At 63.6% G+C, this 23,377-nt stretch carries 20 protein-coding genes and 1 tRNA gene; 9 read left to right on the top strand and 12 right to left on the bottom strand.

The window, feature by feature from the left end; translation table 11 throughout:
- Nucleotides 1–23: 23 nt before the first annotated feature.
- Nucleotides 24–455: a PaaX family transcriptional regulator C-terminal domain-containing protein gene (locus ACRY_RS20110; protein WP_231295402.1), complete on the top strand. Its 432-nt coding sequence runs from the start codon at nucleotides 24–26 to the stop codon at nucleotides 453–455.
- On the opposite strand, the gene ACRY_RS02920 is transcribed toward ACRY_RS20110, so the two are convergent.
- Complete coding sequence (locus ACRY_RS02920; RefSeq protein WP_035185362.1) at nucleotides 411–1,139, bottom strand: TetR/AcrR family transcriptional regulator; 729 nt, start codon at nucleotides 1,137–1,139, stop codon at nucleotides 411–413. The genes ACRY_RS20110 and ACRY_RS02920 overlap by 45 nt on opposite strands.
- Before the next feature lie 152 nt (nucleotides 1,140–1,291).
- Between ACRY_RS02920 and ACRY_RS02915 the strand changes: the two genes are divergently transcribed.
- The 5 genes from ACRY_RS02915 (at nucleotide 1,292) to ACRY_RS02895 (ending at nucleotide 8,433) form a co-directional block, all read left to right on the top strand.
- Complete coding sequence (locus ACRY_RS02915; RefSeq protein WP_035185359.1) at nucleotides 1,292–2,815, top strand: efflux transporter outer membrane subunit; 1,524 nt, start codon at nucleotides 1,292–1,294, stop codon at nucleotides 2,813–2,815.
- Nucleotides 2,812–3,996 (top strand): efflux RND transporter periplasmic adaptor subunit, encoded by a 1,185-nt coding sequence (locus ACRY_RS02910; protein WP_011941270.1) that lies wholly within the window; start codon nucleotides 2,812–2,814, stop codon nucleotides 3,994–3,996. The genes ACRY_RS02915 and ACRY_RS02910 overlap by 4 nt, the downstream gene beginning before the upstream one ends.
- Nucleotides 3,997–4,005: 9 nt before the next feature.
- Nucleotides 4,006–7,068 carry an efflux RND transporter permease subunit gene (locus tag ACRY_RS02905; protein ID WP_011941269.1) on the top strand — a complete coding sequence of 1,021 codons (3,063 nt, stop codon included), beginning with the start codon at nucleotides 4,006–4,008 and terminating at the stop codon, nucleotides 7,066–7,068.
- 24 nt (nucleotides 7,069–7,092) lie between these two features.
- Nucleotides 7,093–7,506 carry a Cu(I)-responsive transcriptional regulator gene (cueR, locus tag ACRY_RS02900; RefSeq protein ID WP_007422708.1) on the top strand — a complete coding sequence of 138 codons (414 nt, stop codon included), beginning with the start codon at nucleotides 7,093–7,095 and terminating at the stop codon, nucleotides 7,504–7,506.
- Between the two features lie 132 nt (nucleotides 7,507–7,638).
- The gene (locus ACRY_RS02895; RefSeq protein WP_007422709.1) at nucleotides 7,639–8,433 is read left to right on the top strand and encodes a YiiX/YebB-like N1pC/P60 family cysteine hydrolase; all 795 of its coding nucleotides are present in this window, start codon (nucleotides 7,639–7,641) and stop codon (nucleotides 8,431–8,433) included.
- A gap of 54 nt (nucleotides 8,434–8,487) precedes the next feature.
- On the opposite strand, the gene ACRY_RS02890 is transcribed toward ACRY_RS02895, so the two are convergent.
- Nucleotides 8,488–10,269: an IlvD/Edd family dehydratase gene (locus ACRY_RS02890; protein WP_011941268.1), complete on the bottom strand. Its 1,782-nt coding sequence runs from the start codon at nucleotides 10,267–10,269 to the stop codon at nucleotides 8,488–8,490.
- An 11-nt stretch (nucleotides 10,270–10,280) separates the two neighbouring features.
- Entirely contained in the window at nucleotides 10,281–11,033 is a 753-nt protein-coding gene (locus ACRY_RS02885) for an SDR family oxidoreductase (RefSeq protein ID WP_007422711.1), read from the bottom strand.
- 128 nt (nucleotides 11,034–11,161) lie between these two features.
- On the opposite strand from ACRY_RS02885, the gene pncA reads away from it, so the two are divergent.
- A complete protein-coding gene (gene pncA, locus ACRY_RS02880; protein WP_011941267.1) occupies nucleotides 11,162–11,773 on the top strand; it encodes a bifunctional nicotinamidase/pyrazinamidase in 612 nt (203 codons plus the stop codon).
- A gap of 13 nt (nucleotides 11,774–11,786) precedes the next feature.
- Nucleotides 11,787–14,873, top strand: a complete 3,087-nt coding sequence (locus ACRY_RS02875) for an AsmA-like C-terminal region-containing protein (RefSeq protein WP_231295320.1) — start codon at nucleotides 11,787–11,789, stop codon at nucleotides 14,871–14,873.
- 76 nt (nucleotides 14,874–14,949) lie between these two features.
- Here the strand turns inward: ACRY_RS02875 and ACRY_RS02870 are convergent, their stop codons facing one another.
- A complete protein-coding gene (locus ACRY_RS02870; protein WP_011941265.1) occupies nucleotides 14,950–15,510 on the bottom strand; it encodes a hypothetical protein in 561 nt (186 codons plus the stop codon).
- Nucleotides 15,511–15,766: 256 nt separating this feature from the next.
- Nucleotides 15,767–15,852 (bottom strand) — tRNA-Tyr (locus tag ACRY_RS02865).
- Nucleotides 15,853–15,917: 65 nt separating this feature from the next.
- On the opposite strand from ACRY_RS02865, the gene rlmB reads away from it, so the two are divergent.
- Nucleotides 15,918–16,748 (top strand): 23S rRNA (guanosine(2251)-2'-O)-methyltransferase RlmB, encoded by an 831-nt coding sequence (gene rlmB, locus ACRY_RS02860; RefSeq protein WP_011941264.1) that lies wholly within the window; start codon nucleotides 15,918–15,920, stop codon nucleotides 16,746–16,748.
- Here the strand turns inward: rlmB and pqqE are convergent.
- The 7 genes from pqqE to ACRY_RS02825 form a co-directional block, all read right to left on the bottom strand.
- Complete coding sequence (gene pqqE, locus ACRY_RS02855) at nucleotides 16,730–17,851, bottom strand: pyrroloquinoline quinone biosynthesis protein PqqE (RefSeq protein ID WP_011941263.1); 1,122 nt, start codon at nucleotides 17,849–17,851, stop codon at nucleotides 16,730–16,732. The two genes, rlmB and pqqE, sit on opposite strands and share 19 nt — an antisense overlap.
- Complete coding sequence (gene pqqD, locus ACRY_RS02850) at nucleotides 17,848–18,123, bottom strand: pyrroloquinoline quinone biosynthesis peptide chaperone PqqD (RefSeq protein WP_011941262.1); 276 nt, start codon at nucleotides 18,121–18,123, stop codon at nucleotides 17,848–17,850. Before pqqD ends, pqqE begins: the two co-directional genes overlap by 4 nt.
- A complete protein-coding gene (pqqC, locus tag ACRY_RS02845; protein WP_007422717.1) occupies nucleotides 18,120–18,860 on the bottom strand; it encodes a pyrroloquinoline-quinone synthase PqqC in 741 nt (246 codons plus the stop codon). The genes pqqD and pqqC overlap by 4 nt, the downstream gene beginning before the upstream one ends.
- A complete protein-coding gene (pqqB, locus tag ACRY_RS02840; protein WP_011941261.1) occupies nucleotides 18,857–19,780 on the bottom strand; it encodes a pyrroloquinoline quinone biosynthesis protein PqqB in 924 nt (307 codons plus the stop codon). Before pqqB ends, pqqC begins: the two co-directional genes overlap by 4 nt.
- A 59-nt stretch (nucleotides 19,781–19,839) precedes the next feature.
- A complete protein-coding gene (gene pqqA, locus ACRY_RS20560; RefSeq protein WP_013639178.1) occupies nucleotides 19,840–19,917 on the bottom strand; it encodes a pyrroloquinoline quinone precursor peptide PqqA in 78 nt (25 codons plus the stop codon).
- Nucleotides 19,918–20,139: 222 nt separating this feature from the next.
- Nucleotides 20,140–20,934, bottom strand: a complete 795-nt coding sequence (locus ACRY_RS02830) for an FAD binding domain-containing protein (protein WP_007422719.1) — start codon at nucleotides 20,932–20,934, stop codon at nucleotides 20,140–20,142.
- Nucleotides 20,935–20,946: 12 nt separating this feature from the next.
- Nucleotides 20,947–23,352, bottom strand: coding sequence for a xanthine dehydrogenase family protein molybdopterin-binding subunit (locus ACRY_RS02825; protein WP_011941260.1), 2,406 nt, complete (start codon nucleotides 23,350–23,352; stop codon nucleotides 20,947–20,949).
- Nucleotides 23,353–23,377 lie beyond the last annotated feature (25 nt).

The raw sequence follows: 23,377 nt of genomic DNA, 5'->3' as shown, positions 1-23,377 counted from the left end.
TACTGCTCGCTCCGGACCGGCCGTTGCCACGCTCGCTCGAAGCTGGGAGCATCGTTCTTCGAGCAACCGGCGGCCCGGAATCACTGCGCCGACTGGCGGCGCGGGCCTGGCGACTGGATGCCTTGTGCGATCACTACAAGGGATTTCTTGCCATTTTCGGCGGGCTTACGGCCGACGCCCCGGCTTTCGATCCGCGCGATGCGCTGCTGGCCCGGCTGCTGCTGATCCATGACTACCGGCGGATTGTGCTGCGGGACCCGCGTCTGCCGGCTACTTTCCTACCGGAAGAGTGGGCCGGCGACGGGGCGCGCCGACTCTGTGCCCAACTCTACGAGGCGCTACTCGATGCATCGGAGCTCTGGCTGAGCCATAACGGCGCGACCGAGACAGGCGCGTTACCGACGGCAGATTCAACTCTGCGCCATCGTTTCGCGGACCTGCGCGGGCACGTCTGATCCCACCCGCCCGCTTGGCCTGGCCCCACCGAGGAACAAGCCGACAGCACGGGCAATCCGGGCATCGATTTCGGCACGGCTACGGGCCTTTCCGATGCCCAAAAGCATTTCGATGTGGATATTACCGATCGCCATCCCGTAAAGCATGTGTGCCGCCTCTTCGGGATCGTCGATGGCGAGGGATCCGCTGGCGGCACTGGCGGAAAAATAATCCCGCAGCGCATCACGGCACGGCTTTGCCCCCTCCCGATCCAGCAGGCGGGAGAGCGTCCGGCCATGCATGTATTCCGCCATGATCAGCCGGGCAAGTGCGATAATCGACGGGCTCAACACGTGGTGCGCCCACAAGCGGAGCATATCGTTCAATACGTCGTCCACCGGCCGCCCCTCGGTCTCAATGCCGGAAACATCAAGAGGGCGACGGCGGCGCTCGAGCAGAGCGGTGAACAGGTCTTCCTTGGAGTCCACAAGCTGATAAAGCGTTCGCTTCGACATGCCGGCCTCCGCGGCAATATCGTCCATCGTCGCGGCATGATACCCCTTGCGAAGGAACACCCGTTCCGCCGTCTCGATCAGCGCATCGCGCCGTTGCCGCGCCGCATCTGCGGCGTCGCGCCGGCGGCAAACTCGTGTGACAATACCCATCAGCCAGTTCCTCGCCTTCTTCTCCCATCGCAGGAACATTCATGAATTTCAATATTAAATCGGCCTCTTTTCGATATCTTGACGCATCGGCAGAAAACTCTGTAGTTTCCACTTGTCCACTGAGGAGGCTCCCGCGTGCAGGCTGGCGGTTCTGTCCGCGTTCAGTTCAGGCACGCCAGGTACTGCATATCATGAACTTTTCCGATATCCTGCTTCATCGCCGCGTCCGGCTGGCAACGGTTCTGCTCGGCACCACGCTGCTCGCGGGTTGCGCGGTCGGCCCGAACTATCACCAGCCCGCGGCCCCGAAGCTGCATAGCTACACCACAAGCCGACTGCCCAACAGCACGGCTTCGACCTCCGGCGCAGGAGGAACTGCGCAGCATCTCGTGATCGGCCAGAAAATCGCTGGCGAATGGTGGACGCTCTACCATTCGAAACCACTTGATACGCTGATCCGTAAGGCTCTGGCGAACAATCCGAGCCTGAAATCGGCCCAGTACACCCTGCTGGCCGCACGCGACACCGCCCGAGCAGCCGAAGGCGGGTTTTTCCCTTCAATCTCTGGAAGTTTCCAGGCCGAACGAGTGCGCAGCGGACTGGGAACGACGGGCCTCGGCTCTGCCGGCGCCGGCCTCACCTATTCGCTGCGCAACGCCTCCGTCGCGGTATCCTATGCGCCCGACGTGTTTGGCGGCACACGGAGGCAAGTCGAAAGCCTGCATGCTCAGGCCGAACAGCAGCGATTCGCACTTGAGGCTACCTATCTCTCGCTCACTGCCAACATCGTCACCGCCTCGGTTACCGAAGCTTCGCTGACCGCCCAGATCGAGGCGACGGAGCGGATCATCCGCGCGGAGAAAGGACTGCTCGACATTCTCGACCGTCAGGTGGCGCTTGGAGGCATTCCCGAAACCAACGCGATCACCCAACGCACCCAGCTGGCCCAGACAGAAGCAACACTACCGCCTCTGCGCAAGCAGCTCGCGCAGACACGGGACCAGCTCGCAGCCTATGAAGGAGTTCCTCCGAGCCGCTTCCACGCAGCCGATTTCACCCTGGCCGATCTCGCGCTGCCGGAAAGCCTGCCGGTGAGCCTCCCCTCCGCGCTGGTACGCCAGCGCCCAGACATTCGCGAGGCGGCAGCGGTCTTGCACCAGGACACGGCGCAGGTCGGCGTCGCCACCGCGAACATGCTGCCGCAAATCACCCTTTCCGCCGGCATCGGCCATGAAGCGCTGGACGGCCAGGCCCTGTTCGCTCCGCAGACCCTGTTGTGGAATCTTGCCGCCGGCATCACCCAGCCCTTCTTCGAGGGTGGCACGCTGTTCTACAAGCGCCGCGCCGCTGTTGCGACCATGAAGGCAGCTGCCGAGACCTATGAGAACACGGTCGTACTCGCCTTCCAGAACGTGGCGGACGCACTGGAAGCCCTGCATTACGACGCCATCGCGCTTGCGGCGGACACTGCGGCCGAGCACGACGCGCAGCGCAGCCTCAATCTCATCGAGCGTCAGTTCCGCCTCGGCGGCGTGCCCTACACCTCGGTGCTGACCGCCGAGCAAACCTACGAATCGGCCGTCATCACCCGCATCAAGGCCACTGCCCAGCGCTATGCCGATACGGCGGCGCTGTTCCAGGCTCTCGGTGGCGGCTGGTGGCACCGGCATGACGTGAAGAAGCAAGTCGAAACCTGCTGTGGAGTATTGCCATGACGGCGCCCGCCCCCGGAACCGCCAGCGAAACACCCGAGCACAAGACGAAGAAACCCTCGATCCTGCTGCGCATGATCGTGATGCTCGTGCTTGCGGCCCTCGTGCTCGGCGCGATCTTCGGCTTCGGCGCGTTCCGCGACGTGATGATCGCGAAATTTATCGCCACGCTGAAGAACCCGCCGCAGACGGTCGCGACCATGGTCGCGAAGGAAACACCGTTCCAGAATACCGAGACGGCCACCGGCAGCCTCGTGGCGCTTCAGGGAGCCGCTCTCTCGGCACAGGTCGCTGGCATCGTCAACACGATCGACTTCAGATCGGGCCAGGACGTGAACAAAGGCCAGCTCCTGCTCACCCTTCGTCCGAACAACGACGATGCCGTGCTCGCACAGCTGGAAGCGACGGCAAAACTCGACGCGATCACCTATCGGCGTGATCTCGCCCAGTATCAGGCACGGGCGGTGAGCGCGCAGACTGTCGATACTGACCGGGCCAATCTCGCCAGCGCCGAAGCGCAGGTGCGCAGCCAGAAGGCGCTGATGCAGGAGAAAAGGATTTACGCGCCATTCTCCGGCAGAATCGGCATTCGCGCCGTCGATATCGGTGAGTTCCTCGCCGCTGGCACAACCATCGCCACGCTTGAGCAGCTCAACCCGATCGCCGTCGATTTCTACCTGCCGCAGACCGCATTGCGGACGATTCGGCCGGGCATGAAGGCCGACATTTCCGTGGACGGATTCCCCGGCATCGAGTTCAAAGGAAAGATCACGGCGCTCGATTCCGCCGTCGGGACAGCAACGCGCATGATCCAAATCCGTGCGGTGCTGACCAATCCGCATGAGGAACTCCGACCCGGTATGTTCGCGCGGGTCAGCATTGATGTCGGCGCGCCGCAAAACGAAATCACCTTGCCGAAGACGGCAATTGCCTACAATCCTTACGGCGATACTGTATTTCTCGTGAAGCCCGACAAGCGGAGCAAGACGCACAAGTCTGCCGAACAGGTTTTCGTGACCCTGGGACAGACGCGCGGCGATCAGGTCGCCGTGCTCAAGGGCCTCAAATCGGGCGACGAGGTCGTGGTCGCGGGCCAGATGAAGCTGAAAAACGGCACACCTGTCGCGATCAACAACAAGATCCTGCCGCAGAACCTGCCCAATCCCTCCGTGCCGAACGAATAAGCGCACGCCATGAAAAATCTCACGACCCTATTCATCCGGCGGCCTGTGCTGTCGATCGTGGTCAGCGCCGCGATCCTCGTGCTCGGTCTGCGCGCGCTCGCCGGGCTTCCTGTCCTTGAATATCCGAAGACAGAGAACGCGACGATCACGATCACCACCACCTATCCGGGCGCCGACCCGAACACCATTGCCGGCTTCGTGACGACGCCGATCGAACATGCGATCGCACAGGTCAACGGCATCGACTACATGACCTCGCAGAGCCAGACCTCGACCAGCACGATCAAGGTCTTCCTCATCCTCAACTACAATCCGGACAAGGCGCTGACCGAGATCCAGGCTCAGATCCAGTCGGTTTTGAACCAGTTGCCGTCGGGTACACAGCAACCCCAGCTCAAGCTGCAGGTCGGCCAGCAGCTCGATGCCATGTATATCGGCTTCAAGAGCAACGTCCTGTCACCGAACCAGATCACGGACTATCTCACCCGAGTCGTGCAACCGCAGTTGCAGTCGGTGCCGGGAGTGCAGACGGCGGAGATTCTTGGCGCGCAGAACTTTGCGATGAGGATCTGGCTGGAGCCCGCGAAGCTCGCGGCCTATGGCCTGACCGCGACCAATGTCTACGATGCGCTTGCCGGCAACGATTTTATCAGCGCGCTTGGCAACACCAAGGGCACGATGACCCAGGATACGCTGACGGCATCGACCTCGCTGCACAGCGCCGCCGCGTTCCGCCGTCTGATCGTCAAGCAGTCGGGTGGCGCAATCGTGCGGCTCGGCGATGTGGCGCGGGTGAAGCTCGGCTCCGACAGCTATGATGCCGAAGTCGCCTTCGACGGCAAGCCGGGTGTCTATATCGGCATCCAGGTAGCACCCGCCGCCAACCTGCTCTCGGTAATCAGCGGCGTCGAGAAGCGCTTCCCGGAAATCCAGAAGCAGTTGCCAGCAGGGCTCGACGGCGCGATTGTCTACAACTCGGCGGCCTTCGTGAACGCCTCGATCCATGAGGTGGTCGCGGCACTGATCGAGGCTCTGCTGATTGTCGTGCTCGTGGTTTTCGCCTTCCTTGGCACGCCGCGATCGGTGTTTATCCCCGTGATCGCGATCCCGCTTTCGCTGATCGGCACATTCGCGGCAATGCTGATGCTCGGCTTCTCGATCAATCTGCTGACGCTGCTGGCCCTCGTGCTGGCAATCGGCCTCGTGGTGGACGATGCGATCATCGTTGTCGAGAACGTCAACCGCCATCTCGACAACGGCGAAACGAAACTGCACGCCGCGATCAACGCCGCCGCCGAACTCGCCAATCCGATCATTGCGATGACCGTCGTTCTCGCCGCGGTCTATGTGCCGATCGGCTTCCAGTCCGGTCTGACCGGCGCCCTGTTCACCGAGTTCGCCTTTACCCTGGTCTCGGCGGTGACGGTGTCGGCGATCATCGCGCTCACCCTCTCGCCGATGCTCTCCTCCCGCCTGCTGCATCACATTCCGCGCGACGGCACCGACTGGGAAGCCCGCCTCGTTCACTTCATCGACAAACTCTTCAACACGGTGCATCGGCGCTACATGCGGATGCTTCGCGGCAGTCTGCGCACCCTGCCGGTCACGCTCGTCTTCGGCGCCATCGTGCTCGGCAGCATCTATTTCCTCGCCGCCGGGGCGAAGAGCGAACTCGCGCCGCAGGAAGACCAGGGCGTGGTGATCCTCTCCTCGACCTCGGCGCCGAATGCCACCCTCCAGCAGAAGCTGCTCTGGGACCGGGAGTTGAACCGGCTGATGATGTCGCACAAGTCGGTCGGCCATACCTTCCAGTTCGAAACGCCGACCTTCGCGATCGCCGGCATGGTCCTCAAACCCTGGACGGAACGGACGAAGTCGGCAACTGCATTGCAGAACGAAATCCAGAAGCAGGCGGCAGAGGGTGTCGCCGGCCAACAGATTGTCGCATTCCAGCCCCCACCGCTTCCTGGCTCGCAGGGTCTGCCGGTGCAGTTCGTGATCAAGACGACCGATCCGTTCAGCGCCCTCAACGGCGTGGCGCAGAAAGTGCTGGCCGGAGCGCTGAAGACCGGCAAGTTCATCTTCCTGCAAAGCGACCTGAAGATCGATCAGCCGCAGGCCACCGTCGTGATCAACCGTGCCAAGGCGGCCACTCTCGGGCTCGACATGAGTCAGGTTGGCGCCGCGATGGCACAGGCGCTTGGCGGGCTTTACGTGAATTATTTCAGCCTCGACAACCGCTCTTACAAGGTGATCCCGCAGGTCACCCAGGCAAGCCGGCTGAACGTGTCACAGTTGCTCGACTATCCGGTCGCCAACATCAACGGCGTCCCGATCCCGCTTGGCGCGATCGCAACCATCCGCAATGAGGTCATCCCGGAATCCGTCAACCACTTTCAGCAGTTGAACGCCGCAACGATCCAGGGTGTCGCAGCGCCGGGCGTCTCCACCGGCGAGGCGGTGAAGGTATTGCAGCAGATCGCGGCGAAGGATCTTCCGAGCGGGTACGAGGTGGATTACGGCGGCCCGATGCGTCAGTTCATCCAGCAACAGGGCGGCTTCCTCGCGACATTCGGCTTCGCGGTGATCGTGATTTTCCTTGCGCTCGCGGCACTGTTCAATTCGTTCCGCGATCCGCTCATCATTCTGGTTTCGGTGCCGATGGCCATCGTCGGCGCGCTGATCTTTATCTATCTCGGCTTCGGGCTCAGCCTGAACATCTATACCGAGGTGGGTCTGGTCACGCTGATGGGACTGATCAGCAAGCACGGCATCCTGATCGTCGAGGTCGCGAACGAAGCGCAACTCGCCGGCATGACCAAGCGCGAGGCGATCGAGCACGCGGTTGGCATCCGGCTGCGGCCGATCCTGATGACCACGGCAGCCATGGTGCTGGGCGTACTGCCGCTGATCATCGCCAGCGGCGCCGGCGCGGCCGCCCGGTTCAACATGGGCATGGTGATCGCCGCAGGCCTTTCGATAGGCACACTTTTCACGTTGTTCGTGCTGCCCGCGGTTTATATGGTGGTAGGTCAGAAGCATCGTACGGAGGATGAGGTCAGCCATGGCTGACCTCATGTAGCGTGAGGCGGCAGCATGACCCGGACGGAGATCACGATCGGCGAGGCCGCGGCGCGGAGCGGCGTTTCGGCCAAGATGATCCGCCATTACGAACGGATCGGCCTGATCACGCCGCCGCTGCGCGGCGAAGCCAACAATTACCGTTTTTACGATGAGCGGTTGGTGCACGAGCTGCGCTTCATTCACCGCGCCCGTGACCTCGGCTTTGCCATCGTCGATATCCGGGCATTGCTTTCGCTCTGGCGCGACCGTAACCGCCCCTCTCGCGACGTGAAGGCCATCGCCGTTGCCCATATCGCCGAACTCGAGGCGAAAGCAGCGGCGCTACATTCCATGAGCGCGGAGCTGAGGCGCCTCGTTGAAAGCTGCCATGGCAGTGACAGGCCGGACTGCCCCATTCTCGAAGAACTGGCAAACCCCGGAAGTTGAACGCCGCCGGTCATTCTTTCCTTTGATTCAAGCCTTCGCTGCGGCTTATGATTTGCTCTGGATAATCCGTCGGAATACGACACCGGGAGGAGCGCACATGGCGCGATACGGCGCGCAAGGTCAGCGCCACTGATGAACCGCGTTGCCGGCTGGATCGGTACCCGGCTTGCACGCTTTCTGTCCGCTCCCACGCACGGCCACGCCATCGCCCCGGCAACGGATATCGGCCAGCTTGTTGCCTGTCTCCAACCCGCCGACGTGGTGCTGGTAGAGGGTCACAGCCGGTTCAGCATCGCCATCAAGTATCTGACCCAGTCCACCTGGTCGCACGTCGCGCTTTATGTCGGCCTGCGGCGGCGCCTGCCGGATACGCCTCCCGAACCGTGCTTCATCGAAGCCGATGTGGTCGAGGGCGTGCGGATGGTGGGGCTCGAAGCATTCAGAGATTATCATCTGCGCATCTGCCGCGCGGTCGGCCTGTCGGAAAGCGAACGACAGCGCGTGATCGATTTCGCACTATCCCGCCGCGGCGCCCGCTACGATCTGCGGAACGTATTGGATCTTCTACGCTACATGATCCCGACCCCGCCGGTGCCGGTGCATCTGCGCCGCCGCCTCATCGCCTTCGGCGCCGGTGACCCCACGCGCGCGATCTGCTCGACACTCGTCGCACAAGCCTTCCAGTCGGTACTTTATCCGATCCTGCCGATGATCGGCCCAAACGACTCGCACGCACATGATTGCGATATCTGCGTCGCCGAAATTCTCCGCGTGCGCGATCATCAACTCTTCGTGCCACGCGACTTCGATGTCTCGCCCTATTTCGAGGTGGTGAAGCCCTCGCTCGTCGGCAACCCCGGCGCGATCGAGGCGGCGCGCGACGCACTCCGCGGGCCGGATGGCACCGGCCGCCGCCTCTGGCGTTAGGCAAATCGGCTTGCCGCCGCCCGGAGCCAGCTCCGGGCGGCGGCAAGGTCAAGATCAGTGGTTGTCGCGCGGCACACCAAAACGCTCGGCGACGCGCTGATATTGCGGAGCATTCTCCAGCACAGCACCGGTTTCGAGCTGGCCGGTGAAACGGCGATGGATTTCCTGCCAGGGCGTCTGGTTGACCAGGTCCGGCAAGGTCAACGCCGCCCGCCGCGCCGCAAGGTCGGCCTCGTCGATCAGGATGTTGGCGCTGCGATCCTTGAGATCGACGCGGATAACATCGCCGGTCTTGAGCAGTGCAAGGCCGCCGCCCACCGCCGATTCCGGCGAGGCATTCAGGATCGAGGGGCTTCCCGAAGTGCCGGACTGCCGGCCATCACCAATGCAGGGCAACTGGTTCACGCCCTGACGCACCAGTGCGTCCGGGGGCAGCATGTTCACCACTTCGGCCGAACCCGGATAGCCGATGGGTCCGCAATTGCGGATCACCAGGATGCAGTTTTCATCGATGTTCAGCGTGGGATCGTTGATCCGGTGGTGATAATCTTCCGGCCCCTCGAAGACGATCGCGCGTCCCTCGAAAGCGTCCTCATCACCGGGCCGGCGCATGTAGCGGTCACGGAATTCCTCTGAAATCACTGAGGTCTTCATGATCGCGCTGGAAAACAGGTTGCCGCTCAGCACGGCGAAGCCGGCATGTTCGGCCAGCGGATCGTCGAAGCTGCGGATCACGTCGGCATCAATGCTGCGCTTCCCGGCGTTCTCCTCGCCCATGCTGCGGCCGCTCACGGTCAGTGCGTCGGCGTGGAATTTGCCCTGGCGGATCAGCTCGCCGATCACCGCCGGCAGCCCGCCCGCACGGTAGTAGGACTCGCCAAGATACTTGCCCGCCGGCATCATGTTGACCAGAAGCGGAATCTCGTAGCCGATCCGGTCCCAGTCCTTGATGTCGAGTTCGACGCCGATATGCCGTGCGATGGCGATGACGTGCGGCGGGCAGTTTGTCGAGGCACCGATCGCCGAGGCGCAGACGATCGCGTTTTCGAACGCCTTGCGCGTCAGGATCTTCGACGGCCGCAAATCCTCGTGGACCATCGCGACAATCCGCTTGCCGGTCTCGTAGGCGATCTGCGCGCGTTCGCGGTAGGGCCCCGGGATGGCGGCGCAGCCGGGCAGCGACATGCCAAGGGCCTCGGCCATCGCGTTCATCGAGGATGCCGTGCCCATCGTGTTGCAATGGCCAACGCTTGGCGCCGAGCCGGCCACCATGTCGATGAACTTGTCGTAGTCGAGCTGGCCAGCAGCGAGCCGCCGCCGCGCTTCCCACACGACGGTGCCGGAGCCCACCAGTTCGCCCTCGAAATGCCCATCCAGCATCGGCCCGCCAGACAGCACGATGGACGGCAGATCCACCGTTGCCGCCCCCATCAGCATCGCCGGCGTGGTCTTGTCGCAGCCGGTGGTGAGCACCACGCCGTCCAGCGGATAGCCGTAGAGCACCTCGACCAGTCCGAGATAGGCAAGATTGCGGTCGAGCGCCGCAGTCGGCCGCTTCCCGGTTTCCTGGATCGGGTGCACCGGAAACTCGATCGGCACGCCGCCCGCAGCACGGATTCCATCCGACACGCGCTTGGCGAGTTCGAGATGATGCCGGTTGCAGGGTGACAGGTCACTGCCCGTCTGCGCGATGCCGATGATCGGCTTGCCGGATTGCAGTTCCTCGCGCGTCAGCCCGTAATTGAGGTAGCGCTCGAGATAGAGCGCCGTCATGCCGGGATTATCCGGGTTATCGAACCATTGGGTGGAGCGGAGACGTTTCGGGGTACTGCTCATGGCGGGTTCCTTCAGTTCGACCAGCCGCCGTCGATCACATGGGCGACGCCTGTGGTAAATCGGGACTCGTCGGATGCGAGATAAAGCGCGAGAGAAGCGATCTCCTCCGGCATGCCGAGCCGCCCCATGGGCTGGCGGGCGATGAATTCGGCCTCGATGACGGCTTCATCGACTTTGCGAGCCGCGGCAAGGGCCGCGATACGTCCGCGCAGTGACGGGCTCTCCACCGTACCGGGGCAGATGGCATTGCAGCGCACGCCCTGCGTCACGTAATCCGCCGCGACCGATTTGGTCAGCCCGACAACGGCGGCCTTCGACGCGCCATAGGCAAAACGGTTTGGTACACCCTTGATGGACCCGGCGGCCGAAGCGACGTTGATGATCGATCCTCCGCCGCCCTCCAGCATCCCCGGCAGAAAGGCACGGATCATGTGGAACATGGCGGTAACGTTTAGATCGAAGGAAAAGGCCCAATCGCGCTCGGAACACTCCAGCACGGAGCCGTGCGCGACAAAACCTGCGGCATTCACCAGAATGTGAATCTTGCCCAGCGAGGACGCAAGCGCTCTGATTGAGGTATCCTCCAGCACGTCCAGCTGCACGGTCTCGGCACCAGTCAGCCCGTCGAGTAGCTTCGGATCACGATCGGTCGCGATCACCTGTGCCCCTTCGCGTATCAGCGCCTCGGCAATCGCGCGGCCGATACCCTGCCCCGCGGCGCTCACCAGCGCGGTCTTTCCCGCTACTCGCCCGAAATGTGCCATCTTGTCGCTGCCTCTCCTGCGCCGCCGCCCGCGTCGCAGGCAACAACTGTGATTATTACCGATAACGGACATCTTCGGCAACCGTCCGCCCCCTATCTCGCCGGTCCGATGCGGACTATCTTCACGATATGGACAGCCGCACCGCGCTTCTCGTCATCGATGTCCAGACAGATTTTTGCGCCGGAGGTGCCCTTGCCGTACCGAATGGCGACGTGGTGGTGCCGGTGATCAACGCTCTTGCGCGGCACTACCAGACGGTCGTCATCACGCAGGACTGGCACCCGGCCGACCATGTCTCCTTCGCCAGCCAGCATCCGGGACGGTCTCCGTTCGAAACCATACCCCTCGTCTACGGAACGCAGGTGCTCTGGCCGGATCACTGCGTGATGGACAGCCCCGGCGCAGCGCTGCACCGCGACCTCCATATTCCCCATGCCGCAGTGATCCAGCGCAAGGGATTGAATCGCCTGATCGATTCCTATTCCGCCTTCCTGGAAGCCGATCGGACAACCCGCACGGGTCTCGACGGCTGGCTCGCCGCCCGCGGCATCGAGCGGGTCGATCTCTGCGGCCTCGCGACTGACTATTGTGTCGCCTGGTCGGCACAGGATGCGAGGCGCTTCGGTCTGGAAGCACGTGTGATCGAGCCGGCCTGCCGGGGCATCGATCTGGATGGATCGCTGGCGGCAGCGTGGCAGGCGATGACCGCGGCAGGCGTGGCGCGGATCGCCGCGGTCTGATACCAGCGGCTTCATGACCGGCGACGGCGAGCAGCAGCGGACTAGGCAGAGGGCCTCGCGCAGGCGTGCCACTCTCATTGCCGGTTTGCTGGGTCTTGCCATGCTGATCGGCGCTGCCGCGCTTTACGGGCCCAGGCTGATCTCCGGCGATTATCATCGAGGCGCGATCGAGCGACTGGCGAGCGGAGTTGTCGGCCGGCCGGTTTATATCGAGGGGCCGATCACGCTATCTCTGCTGCCGGATCCCCAACTGGTCGCCGAGAACGTCATCATTGGCGGACCGCATGGCGCGCAGGTAACGACAGCCGTCCTGAAACTCGATCTCGCTCCGGGCCCCCTCCTGCTTGGCCGGCTTCGCGCAACCCGCCTCGCCCTGCAACACCCATACATTACCCTGCCCTGGCCCCTGCCCGGCGGCGCGGAGGCCCTCGCACCGCCGCCGTGGCTCGGGTCTCTGCACGCGACGCTGCATGACGGCACCTTCAGGATCGGCCCGCTGCGCCTCGACCACGCCAACCTTTCGATCTTCACCGGCGGCCCGCAGGCCGTGATTTCCGCCAGCGGCACCACGATGCTCGGCAAAACCCCGGCCGCGATCGCGCTCAGGGTCGATGATACCGGCAGTGATGGCCCCGCCCCGATGACGGCGGAACTCAAACTTGGCAAGGATGCCCTCACCACTCTCTCCTTCCACGGCGCGCTCGGCCACGATAGCCGTCTCGAAGGCGTTATCGATATAGCGGCGGACAAGAAGGCCGTTTCGGAGCTTCTGCCCGAACTGCAGAAATCATCGGCTCCGCTGCACGTCACCGGCCAGCTTGCGGCAACCGGGCACCTGGCCGCGTTCGAGAACGTCTCCGCGCAATTCGGCTCGGCTCAGGTGGAAGGTCAGGGCGCATTGGCCCTCGTCCCGGCGCCACTGCTGCGAATCACCGCGAAAGGCGATGGGCTCGACCTCGGAATCGCCGCCGCCCTGCTCGCCCGGATACGCTCCGTCGTGCCGGTAGCCGCCAACCTCGACGTTTCGGGCACCGTTGCCGGCGTGCCGATCGCCAAAGCCAACGCTTTGGTCCTCGCAGACGACCGGTCGCTGCGCGCCCAGTCGTTGACAGCCACACTACCCGGTAACGCCGAACTCGGCTTCGCCGGCGCCCTCGGCCCGGCAGCAGCGGGACATTTCAGCCTTCGCGCCCCCGATCCCGCGGCGACAGTGGCGGCACTTCGGCCGCTGCTGCCGTTCCTGCCGTCATGGCCGGCCAGGGCCGGTCCGCTCGATGTTGACGGACGGATGACCCTGGGACCAGACGGCACGATCAGCCTCGATGATCTGCAGGGCAAGGAAGCCGCGACCGCCGCGATCCCCGCCTTTACTGGCGCCGCGCGTATCACCCCCGCAGGCGATCGGGCCCATATAGTTGCTCGTCTTGATCTGACCCGTCTGACACTCGATCATCTGCTGCTCGATCATCTGGCCGTTGCCCTTTCGAGCGCAAAGCCACGCTATGATGGCTCGGTGCAGATCACTGCGCGTCAACTCGCGGTTCCTGCCGCCACAAAAGGCGCAAAGCCTGAAATCGAAGCCACCGACCTGCTTGTCGACGCCAGCCTGCACGATGCTGCCATCGGAGGAGGCGTTCATATCCGCCTCGCCAGCGCGCATCTCGGCCGGGGGCTGCTCCTCGGTCGTGGACTGCGCAAAGCCAACGGCGATGTGATCGGCGCCCGATTGTTTCTGGCCGGGCCGGACGCACAGAACACAATGACGGCACTCGCACGCATTCTCGGTCTGCCGGACCGCTGGGCAACGCACCAGGCGCTCCGTCAACCTTTTTCGCTTGCGATCGCTGCCGATGGCGCCGAGAAGGCGCTGGCGACGACGTGGGCTCTCCGTCTCGGCTCACTTAACGCCGCTGCCGCGCCGGTGATCGACCTCACGAATCGTTCCGTAGTAGGTCCGATCACGCTTCGGGCACCGAATGCTGTGGCGTTGATACGCAGCCTCGGCGGCGCCAACCTGCTCGGCGAACATGCCGGACTCGGCTGGCCCGGCCCTGGGTCGGCCAGTCTACGCGCTGCCGGTTTCTTCGTGGGTGGCCACATGGGCCTCTCCGATTTCGTTGCCTCGCTCGGCGCGCTGACGATTTCAGGCAGGATCAACGCCGATCTGGCCGACGGTCCTCCACAGATCTCCGGGAGAATTGCCGCCGATACGCTGGCGGTTCCCGCCCCGCCAGCATTGGAGGGGGCTGCCAGAGCCGCCCTTGGCAGCGGGTTACGCGTCAATTTCCCCATCCTCAGCGCGGCACGGGTCGAACGGTTCGGCGAAACGGTGGCACGGCACGCGTCGTTCAGCCTTGCCCTCGACCAGGGAAAGCTGGCGCCACGCATCGCGGTCACGCTAAACCGCGCGGAAGTCGTTGGCGGCAGGCTTTCGGGCCGCGCGATCCTCACCGGCGCGGCGGGAAGCACGCCGGCCACGCTCAGCCTGCAGGCCAGCCTGACCGGGGCACGGGCCTCAGCCGTTGCGTCAATCGCTGCCACCCACGGCCTTGCGCTTCCGCTCTCCGGAGGCACGGTCGATCTCGGTGCCAATCTCATGGCCCAGGGCGATTCCGGGCGGGCATGGCAGCGCTCGCTCGCAGGCAGTCTCACCGCGTCGAGTCACGGCATCACGATCTCAGGGCTTGATCTTGCCGGCGTCGGACAGACACTCGGCGCGGCCATCCAGGCGCCGCATCCGGTTGGTCCGATCGCGACGGCCCACGCTCTTCGCGGTTTGCTTGGCAAGGGAACGACCACCTTCAATCTGCTTGATCTGACGGCGACGATTGGCCAGCGCACAGTGCGGCTCGACCATGCCGCCCTCAGTGGCCCGGCCGGCGAGCTGGCCGCGGCTGGCGACCTCAATCTCGCGCAGGACCACCTGAACCTGACTCTGGCTGCCCGCCCTGCCGTCTCTCAGGCCAAGACCGTGCCAAGCCTTTCCATGACCATCGCCGGCCCTGCCGCACACCCCGGCAGCCGCATCGATGTGGCTGCCGCGATTAGCTGGATCCACGATATGCTCGCCACCACGGAGACCAGTTCGGCGACGCATTGACCATCGCCCGGATCATTACCCGTAGTTGACGCCGTCATGTCTCAACGACTGTGGTCGTGAGCCGGAACAGTGCCGGTCATGATGCGGCAAGCCACCGTTTGGGAGCATGGTGGGCAATGTCTGGCCGAAACTGCCCGGTCAGACGGAGGCCCAGCAGCGTACCGGCAAGATACTGGGTCGCCATTACCGGGCTTCGAAACATGCGGGCTTGATTACCTTCCACGTCGGGATCTAGCCGCACCACGCGACTTGCCTGCACCGGGTGCCGGTTCTGATCGGCGGGGGCCTGCTCCTGTGCCCGGTGACGCGGGCCCCCTGGCAACGGTCGCAGACAAAACTGCCGGATTCCCTCCGGAACCGATTTTCCAACAGTCGGTTGATTGCGGATGCCCTCATCGCGATCGAAAGGGGTTTCAAACTGAACGGGCCAGCGCTCCATCCCCTCGGCGAAGACCACGAAGGCCTCACGCCAGTATTCAACGAGTTCATCGCCGGGCAACAGGCCCGCAGCCAGGTAGATTGGATGCATGGCCCCCGCACGCCCGCCGGAGCGCTCCGCTCGTGCCCGGCCTATGCATACCCATACGTTAACCGGCGCGACGAGCCTGTAGTATCGAGGATCAAGAATCTCAGACATCCGCAGCTCCCCTCGAAAGGCGAACGCGTTATAGCGTCGTAGAGTAACTCCGATTATTCAATTTGTTGAATAATTTTTCAGAATTATTTTTTATTACGCATCGAATACAATCATTATGAAATATTTTTGACGATTATATTTCATAATGATTGATATTTTACCCCAGAAATATATGGGTTTCCGCGCATACAATTGACGACTGAACGATTTGCCATGCAAGCTGCAAGGCATCCATCCGGTTCAGTTCATCGGGAGATGGTGGAGAGGGTTGGATTCGAACCAACGTAGGCGTGCGCCAGCGGATTTACAGTCCGCCCCCTTTAGCCACTCGGGCACCTCTCCGCCGCCCGTAATCTTCGATCGCGCCGGCGTTGTCAACATCGGTGGTCGCAGGCTAGAGAGCCGCCATGGACAAGCGCGACTCTCACGGAAAGGCCGGCAACGGCGGCCGCCACAAACTTCCTCGCGGCCCGCATCCTCACAGGCGGCCACAAGGCGATGCGCCGCGTGACCGGCGACCTGCATCATCCGCCGGTGGGCTTTGGCTCTATGGATTGCATTCCGTCGAGGCGGCGCTTGCGAATCCCGCCCGCAGGCTGCGCCGCCTCGTTGTTACCGAGGAAGGCGAAGCCGCACTCGCCGGGCGCCTGCCGCATCCATGGCCGATTCAACCCGAGCGGATCGAGCGCGATCGACTCGACCAGATGCTTGGCCGCGGTATCGTGCATCAGGGCGTTGCCCTGCAGGCCGATCCCCTGGTGCCGCCATCGCTGAACGACGCACTCAAACGTCCGGGCCCGGTTCTCGTGCTCGATCAGATCACCGACCCGCGCAATGTCGGGGCGATCCTGCGCTCAGCCCAGGCCTTCGGCGCGGCAATGGTCATTGCGCAGGAACGCAATGCCCCAGAGGAGGGCGGTGCACTCGCCAAGGCAGCTTCCGGCGCGCTGGAACGGATACCGCTGCTACGCACAGTGAACATCGCTCGGGCGCTGATCGCGCTAAAGGCGGCGGGTCTGTGGGTCATGGGGCTCGATGCGGCAGGATTGTCGCATCTGTCGCGCGACGCGATCGGCAACCGTCGTGCCGCCCTGGTGCTCGGGGCCGAGGGCGAAGGGCTGCGCCGCCTGACCCGCGAAACCTGCGACGAACTTGTCTCGCTGCCGATGCCGGGCGGAATGGAAAGCCTTAATGTGTCAGCAGCCGCGGCCGTGGCGCTCTACGAAATCATCCGGTAGGCGAAATCCTCGGCACCCGCTGCGCTTTCCGCTACAGCGAGTTCCTTCATCATCGCATGATGCGGCGAGAGGCCGCAGGCAGGGTCCGTTGCCGCGGCATCACCCGTCAGGGCCAGCGCTTGGCAGCGGCATCCACCCCAGTCGATCTCCGCGCGATCGCAGCCCTTGCATGGCTCGGGCATCCACTCCGTGCCGCGATAGACGTTGAACGCCTCGGAATGCGCCCAGATCTCGGCAAGCGACTTCTCCTGAACCGTGTCGAAATGCAGATGACCGATGGTTTCCGCAGCATGACACGGCAGCACCTTTCCCGACGGCGTCACATTGAAGAACCGCCGCGCCCAGCCGCCCATGCAGGCCTTGGGGCGAGATGCGTAATAGTCGGGCACGACATAGTCGATGTTCAGCACGCCTTCGAGCTTCTGACGCGCGACCTCGACGATGCGCGTCGCCTCATCGAGCTGCGCACGGGTCGGAATCAGGGCCGCGCGGTTCTTCAACGCCCAGCCGTAGTACTGTACATGCGCGACCTCTATCCGCTGCGCCCCGGCCTCGACCGCAAGGTCGAGCATCGCCGGCAACTGGTGCAGGTTGCGCCGGTGCATCACGGCGTTCACCGTCAGGGCCAGGCCTGCGCCCCGCACCAGCCGCGCCGCGGCGAGCTTCTTCACATGTGCATGTCTCAACCCTGCAATATGGTCAGCTAACGCAGTCTCCGATCCCTGGAAGCTGATTTGCACATGATCCAGTCCGGCCTCGGCCAGTTCATCCATCCGGCGCTTGTCGAGCAGCACCGCCGAGGTGATCAGATTGGTATAAAGTCCCTCGCGATGCGCATGGCGGACCAGCTCCACCAGATCGTCCCGCACCATGGGTTCGCCACCCGAGAAATGCCCTTGCAGCGCGCCAAGCGCCGCCGCCTCGCTAATCACCCGCTTCCATGTTTCGGTGCTCATCTCGTCGCGCGCGCGGTCCATGGCGAGCGGGTTCGAGCAATACGGGCATTTGAGCGGACAACGATGCGTGAGTTCCATCAGCATCGCGAGCGGCGGCGCGGGTGCATGCCGTGTTGCATTCACCGTGGCGGGTGCGAGATCGTTCATGACGCGATCATCCCTTTCCTCGCGAGATCGTTAAGCATCTCGATGCAATCCGCCAGCACCGCCTCGCGCGGCGCCTCATAGCGCGCAGCAAGCGTATCGGCGATCACGCCGACGCTGGCTATGCCATCAACCGCATCGAGAATCGCTACCGCAATCGCATCCGGCATGATGACCATCTCGGGGGCGAGCAGGACGTGGCAGTTGCGTGCTGCATCGAAGCGAAACCTGACGTGCCGCGGCAGATGCGGCACGCTGTCAGCAGTGAGTGTCACGACCAGATACCATCATGGCCGAACGCCCCCGGCGGGATCAGCCCCGGGCTGACATAGGCATGGTGCAGCGCGTCGAGTTGCGCCCAGAGCACATCGCACTTGAATGTCAGCGCCGCGATGGCCGCCTGCTGCTGCTCCGGCGTGCGGGCATGGCGCTTGACGTAGTCGAGCGCGAAATCGGCGTCGCGCGGCGCCTGGTCGAGACGCGCATTGAAGTAGGCCAGCGTTTCCCTCGTGATGAAGTCGTAATTGGCAAGCATGCCGGAAACGCGCTCGGAAATGATCGTCGGCGAGAACATTTCCGTCAGCGACGACGCCACGGCCTCCAGCAACGAGCGGTCGCGTACGAAATCGACATAGGCGCGCACGGCGAACCGCGTCGCCGGGAGGGCACGGCGCTCGCTGATGACCATGTCGCGATCGAGTCCCAGCCCCTCGGCGAGAGCCAGCCAGCGGACGATGCCGCCCTCTCCCGGTTGCGTGCCGTCGTGATCGACAAGGCGCTGGCGCCAGATCCGGCGCAACTCGGAATCATCAGTGCGGGCGATCAGCGTGGCATCCTTGATCGGAATCGCCGCCTGATAACAGTAGCGATTGAGCGCCCAAGCCTGAACCTGCCGCTTATCCAGTTTCCCGCCGTGCAGAAGCTGATGGAACGGATGGCGGTTGTGGTACCGCGCCGCACCCACTGCGCGGAGCGCGGCTTCCAGTTCGTCCGGACTCATCAGCACCGTCATAGCACGATCTCCATCCCGTCATGGGCCACGATCCACCCTGCGCGCTCCGCCTCGGCGCGCTCCGGCGTGTCGTCAAGAATCATCGGATTGCTGTTATTGACATGAACAAACACCTTCCGCGCGACATCGAGCCCGGCGAACGCAGCGATCGATCCCTCAGGCCCGCTGACGCTGATATGCCCCATCCGCGCACCTGTCTTGGGCATCAGACCAGCCTCGATCATTTCATTGTCGTGCCAAAGCGTGCCGTCGAACAGGACGAGCGCCGCACCGCGCACCCGTCTTGCCACATCCTCCGAAACCCTGGCGCAGCTGGGGATATAGAAGAACGCCCTGCCATGATCGTCGGCAATGCGCAGCCCGATCGTGTCGCCCTCGGATGAGCCGAAATCCGCGCGGCTCACATCCTCGGCATAAAGTGCCACCTTGCCTGGTACCACGAAGGCTTCCACGGTGATTCCGAGATCCTGCCCCGCGCCATTGGCAAGCCGCGTCGGCACATCGACCGGAAGCTCGCGGCGCGGTACCAGGCCGGCATCCAGCACGCGGAAAATCTGGCTGTCACCGAGCAAGTCAAAAATCCGCCGGCCCGCATACAGGCCGAACCGATGCCCCTCGCGCAGATTGAGCAGACCGGCCGTGAAGTCGACATCTCCTCCCGTCAGTACCGCTGCCGCAATGGGACTGTCGCGCAGTCCGGAACGAGGCTGAAGTGCGGGGGTCGCAAGGATCTGCCCGCGCAGATCCGGAGAGGCGTTAAAGATCACATAATCCGAGTCGTTGACGCTGACGGCCAGCGCGGCCTGGGTCCGCGGCTTCGCTGCCGGATCGCCACAACGCGCCCGCGCGCAATTGCCGCAGGCACAGTTCCACTGCGGAAAGCCGCCTCCGGCGGCGGCGCCGAGAATGATGATCTTCATGGATTTGATAGATCGCCGGAACCGGCGCGAGGCACCGGCTCCGGCACCTTGTGTTCAGATCAGTCGAGATCAGCGCAGGCGTAGCAGTTGATTTCGGTGCCAACGGCGATTTCGACGAGCTTCGGCTTGGTCCACATGGATGTATCTCCTGGAACGTTGTGGTTCAAACGCGTTTTCCGCTTTTCTCTCCGCAACATGCGAAGTATGCCGACAATACGACATGTCGGTCCTGAAGCAAGTGCGAATTGGGCGCCACATTCCCGGTTGTAACAAAACGGGACAGCGTTACGGTCACAATCCCTACATCACGAAAAAGGGCGGCTTGATGCCGCCCTTTCCCGGATACCAACCTGAACCGGCTAGCCGCAGGCCGCAACAGCCCGCCGCGCCATCACGCCCACAAGATGCGCCCGATACGCGGCGCTGGCATGGATGTCGCTGCTCATATCCTCTTCCGGTGTCTTCACGCCGCTGATCGCGTCGGGAGCGAAATGCGCCGACAGCGCCTGCTCCATCGCGGTATGGCGAAAAACACCATTATTCCCGGCGCCGGTCACGGCAACCCGTACGCCGCCCGCGTTCTTTGCCACAAACACGCCGACCATCGCGTAGCGCGACGCCGGGTTCGGGAACTTCTCATAAGCCGCCTTCTCGGGGATCGGGAACGAGACCTCGGTGATCAGTTCGTCCGGCTCCAACGCGGTGGTGAACATGCCCTGGAAATAGTCGTCCGCCGCGATCTCGCGCTTCGTGGTGCGGATGGTTGCGCCAAGCGCCAGCACAGCCGAGGGATAGCAGGCAGAGGGATCGTTGTTGGCGAGCGACCCACCGATCGTACCGCGGTAACGGACCTGGCGGTCGCCGATATGGCTGGCCAGGTGCGCGAGCGCGGGAATCGCATCGGCCACGTCTTTCGATGTCGCGACCTCGCGATGCGTGGTCATCGCCTTGATAACCAGCGTATTACCTTCGCGGCGGATGCCGGACAGCCCCAGTCCTGCGAGATCCACCACCGCGCTCGGCTTCGCCAGGCGCTGCTTGAGCACGGGGATGAAGGTCATGCCGCCGGCGAGCGCCTTGGCCTCGGGATCGGCCGCCAGCGCCTTTACCGCGTCATCCACGGCAGCCGGTTTCTGATACTTGAAATCGTACATCTCTTCTCTCCGTTACTCGGCGGCCATCCGCGGCGACGCCGCATTGATGATCGACCAGATCTTCTGCGCTGTGGCCGGCATGTCCACATGCGTTACCCCGTAATCACGCAACGCGTCGACCACGGCATTGATGACGGCCGGCGGACTGCCGATTGCCCCCACCTCGCCCACTCCCTTCGCGCCAAGCGGGTTATGCGTGCACATCGTCGATTCGGTGCCGACATGGATGCTCACGAGATTGTCTGCCCGCGGCATCGTATAATCCATCAGCGAACCGGACAGCAGCTGACCCGCTTCGTCATAGATCGCATGTTCGAGCAGCGCCTGCCCGATACCCTGAGCAACGCCGCCATGCACCTGGCCATGAACGATCATCGGGTTGATCACACGGCCGATATCATCGACGGCAGTGAAGTTGAGCAAGGTGACGACACCCGTATCGGGATCAACCTCCACCTCGCAGATATGGCACCCGCCGGGGAAGGTGAAGTTCTTCGGGTCGTAGAATGCCGTCTCGTCGAGGCCGGGCTCGAGTTCGTCATGCGGATAGTTGTGCGGCACATAGGCGGTCAGCGCAATCTCGCCGAAGGCTTTCGACTTGTCGGTGCCGGCCACGGTGAACTTGCCGTCCTTGAATTCGATGTCGTCAACCGAGGCTTCCATCAGGTGAGCGGCGATCTTCTTGCCCTTGGCAATGATCTTGTCGACTGCCTTGACGATTGCCGATCCGCCCACGGCAAGCGAGCGGCTGCCATAGGTGCCCATGCCGAACGGGATCTTGCTGGTATCGCCATGCACGATCTCGACCTGCTCGAACGGCACGCCGAGCTGGTCGGCAACGAGCTGGGCGAAAGTCGTCTCATGGCCCTGACCGTGGCTGTGCGTGCCAGTATAGAGCGTTACCGATCCGGTCGGGTGCACCTTGACGTTGGCGACCTCGTAAAGACCGGCCCTGGCGCCAAGCGCACCGGCAACCGCAGACGGCGCGATGCCGCAGGCCTCGAGATAGGTCGACATGCCGATGCCGCGCAGCTTGCCGCGCTTCGCCGATTCCGCGCGCCGTGCCTCGAAGCCGTTCCAGTCGGCCAGTTCCATGCAGCGGGCAAGCGTCGCCTCGTGATTGCCGCTGTCATATTGCAGTGCGACCGGCGTCTGATACGGGTAGGCATCGGGCGGGATGAAGTTGCGCCGGCGGATGGCGACACGATCCATCCCCATCGTCTTCGCCGCAACGTCGACAAGGCGTTCGAGCAGGAACGTGGTCTCCGGACGGCCGGCGCCGCGATAGGCATCGACCGGAACGGTATTGGTGAAGATCGCCTTCACCTCGGAATAGATCGCGGGCGTGGTATAGACGCCGGCAAGCAGCGTCGCCGACAGATAGGTCGGGACCGATGGCGCGAAGGTCGAGAGATAGGCGCCGAGATTGGCCATCGTCTTCACTCTCAGCCCGAGGAATGCGCCGTCCTCGGCCAACGCCAGCTCGGCGTGGGTGATATGGTCGCGGCCGTGGGCGTCGGTGATGAAGGATTCGCTGCGTTCGCAGGTCCATTTCACCGGACGGTTCACCTGCGCGGCCGCCCAGGTCACCGCCGCTTCCTCGATATAGTGGAAAATCTTCGCCCCGAACCCGCCACCGACATCCGGCGCCACGACGCGCAGCTTGTGCTCGGGAATCTGCAGCACGAAGGCGCCCATCAGCAGGCGGATCACATGGGGGTTCTGGCTGGTGGTGTAGAGCGTGTGTTCGCCGGTCGCCTGGTCGAAATCGCCGATCGCCGCACGCGGCTCGATCGGGTTGGGCACCAGCCGGTTGTTCACCACATCGATCTTCGCCACCTTGAAGGCCTTGGCGAAGGCGGCATCCACCGCGTCCTTGTCGCCGATATGCCAGTCGAAGCAGACATTGCCCTTGGCGTCGTCATGCACCAGCGGCGCGCCCGCGGCGGTCGCCGCGACCATGTTGGAGACGGCGGGCAGCGGGTCGATGTTGACCACCAGCGCCTCGGCGGCATCCTTTGCCTGGTCGACGGTCTCGGCGATCACCATCGCGACCGCATCGCCGACATACCGCACCTTGCCCTGCGCGAGCACCGGATGCGGCGGCTCGACCATAGGGGAACCGTCCTTGCTATGGATCTGCCAGCCGCAGGGCACGCCGCCGATCCCGGCCTTTGCGATATCCTCGCCGGTAAAGATCGCCACCACGCCGGGCATCGCGCGCGCCGCGCCGGCGTCAATCGAGCGGATGTTGCCGTGCGCCACGTCGGATCGCCGGAACACGGCATAGGCCTGACCCGGGCGGTTGATGTCATCGGTGTAATGGCCGCGGCCCGACAGAAACCGGCGGTCCTCCACGCGCTTCGGCGAATCGCCAATGCCGCCCTTCACGATGTGCGGCTGCGTCATGTCGTTCATGGATGATCTCCCGAATTTTTGCCGC

Origin of the sequence: Acidiphilium cryptum JF-5, from assembly GCF_000016725.1 — a bacterium.
Lineage (GTDB): Bacteria > Pseudomonadota > Alphaproteobacteria > Acetobacterales > Acetobacteraceae > Acidiphilium > Acidiphilium multivorum.
Note: the sequence above shows the minus strand (reverse complement) of the source record. Positions and strands in the feature narration are given on the sequence as shown.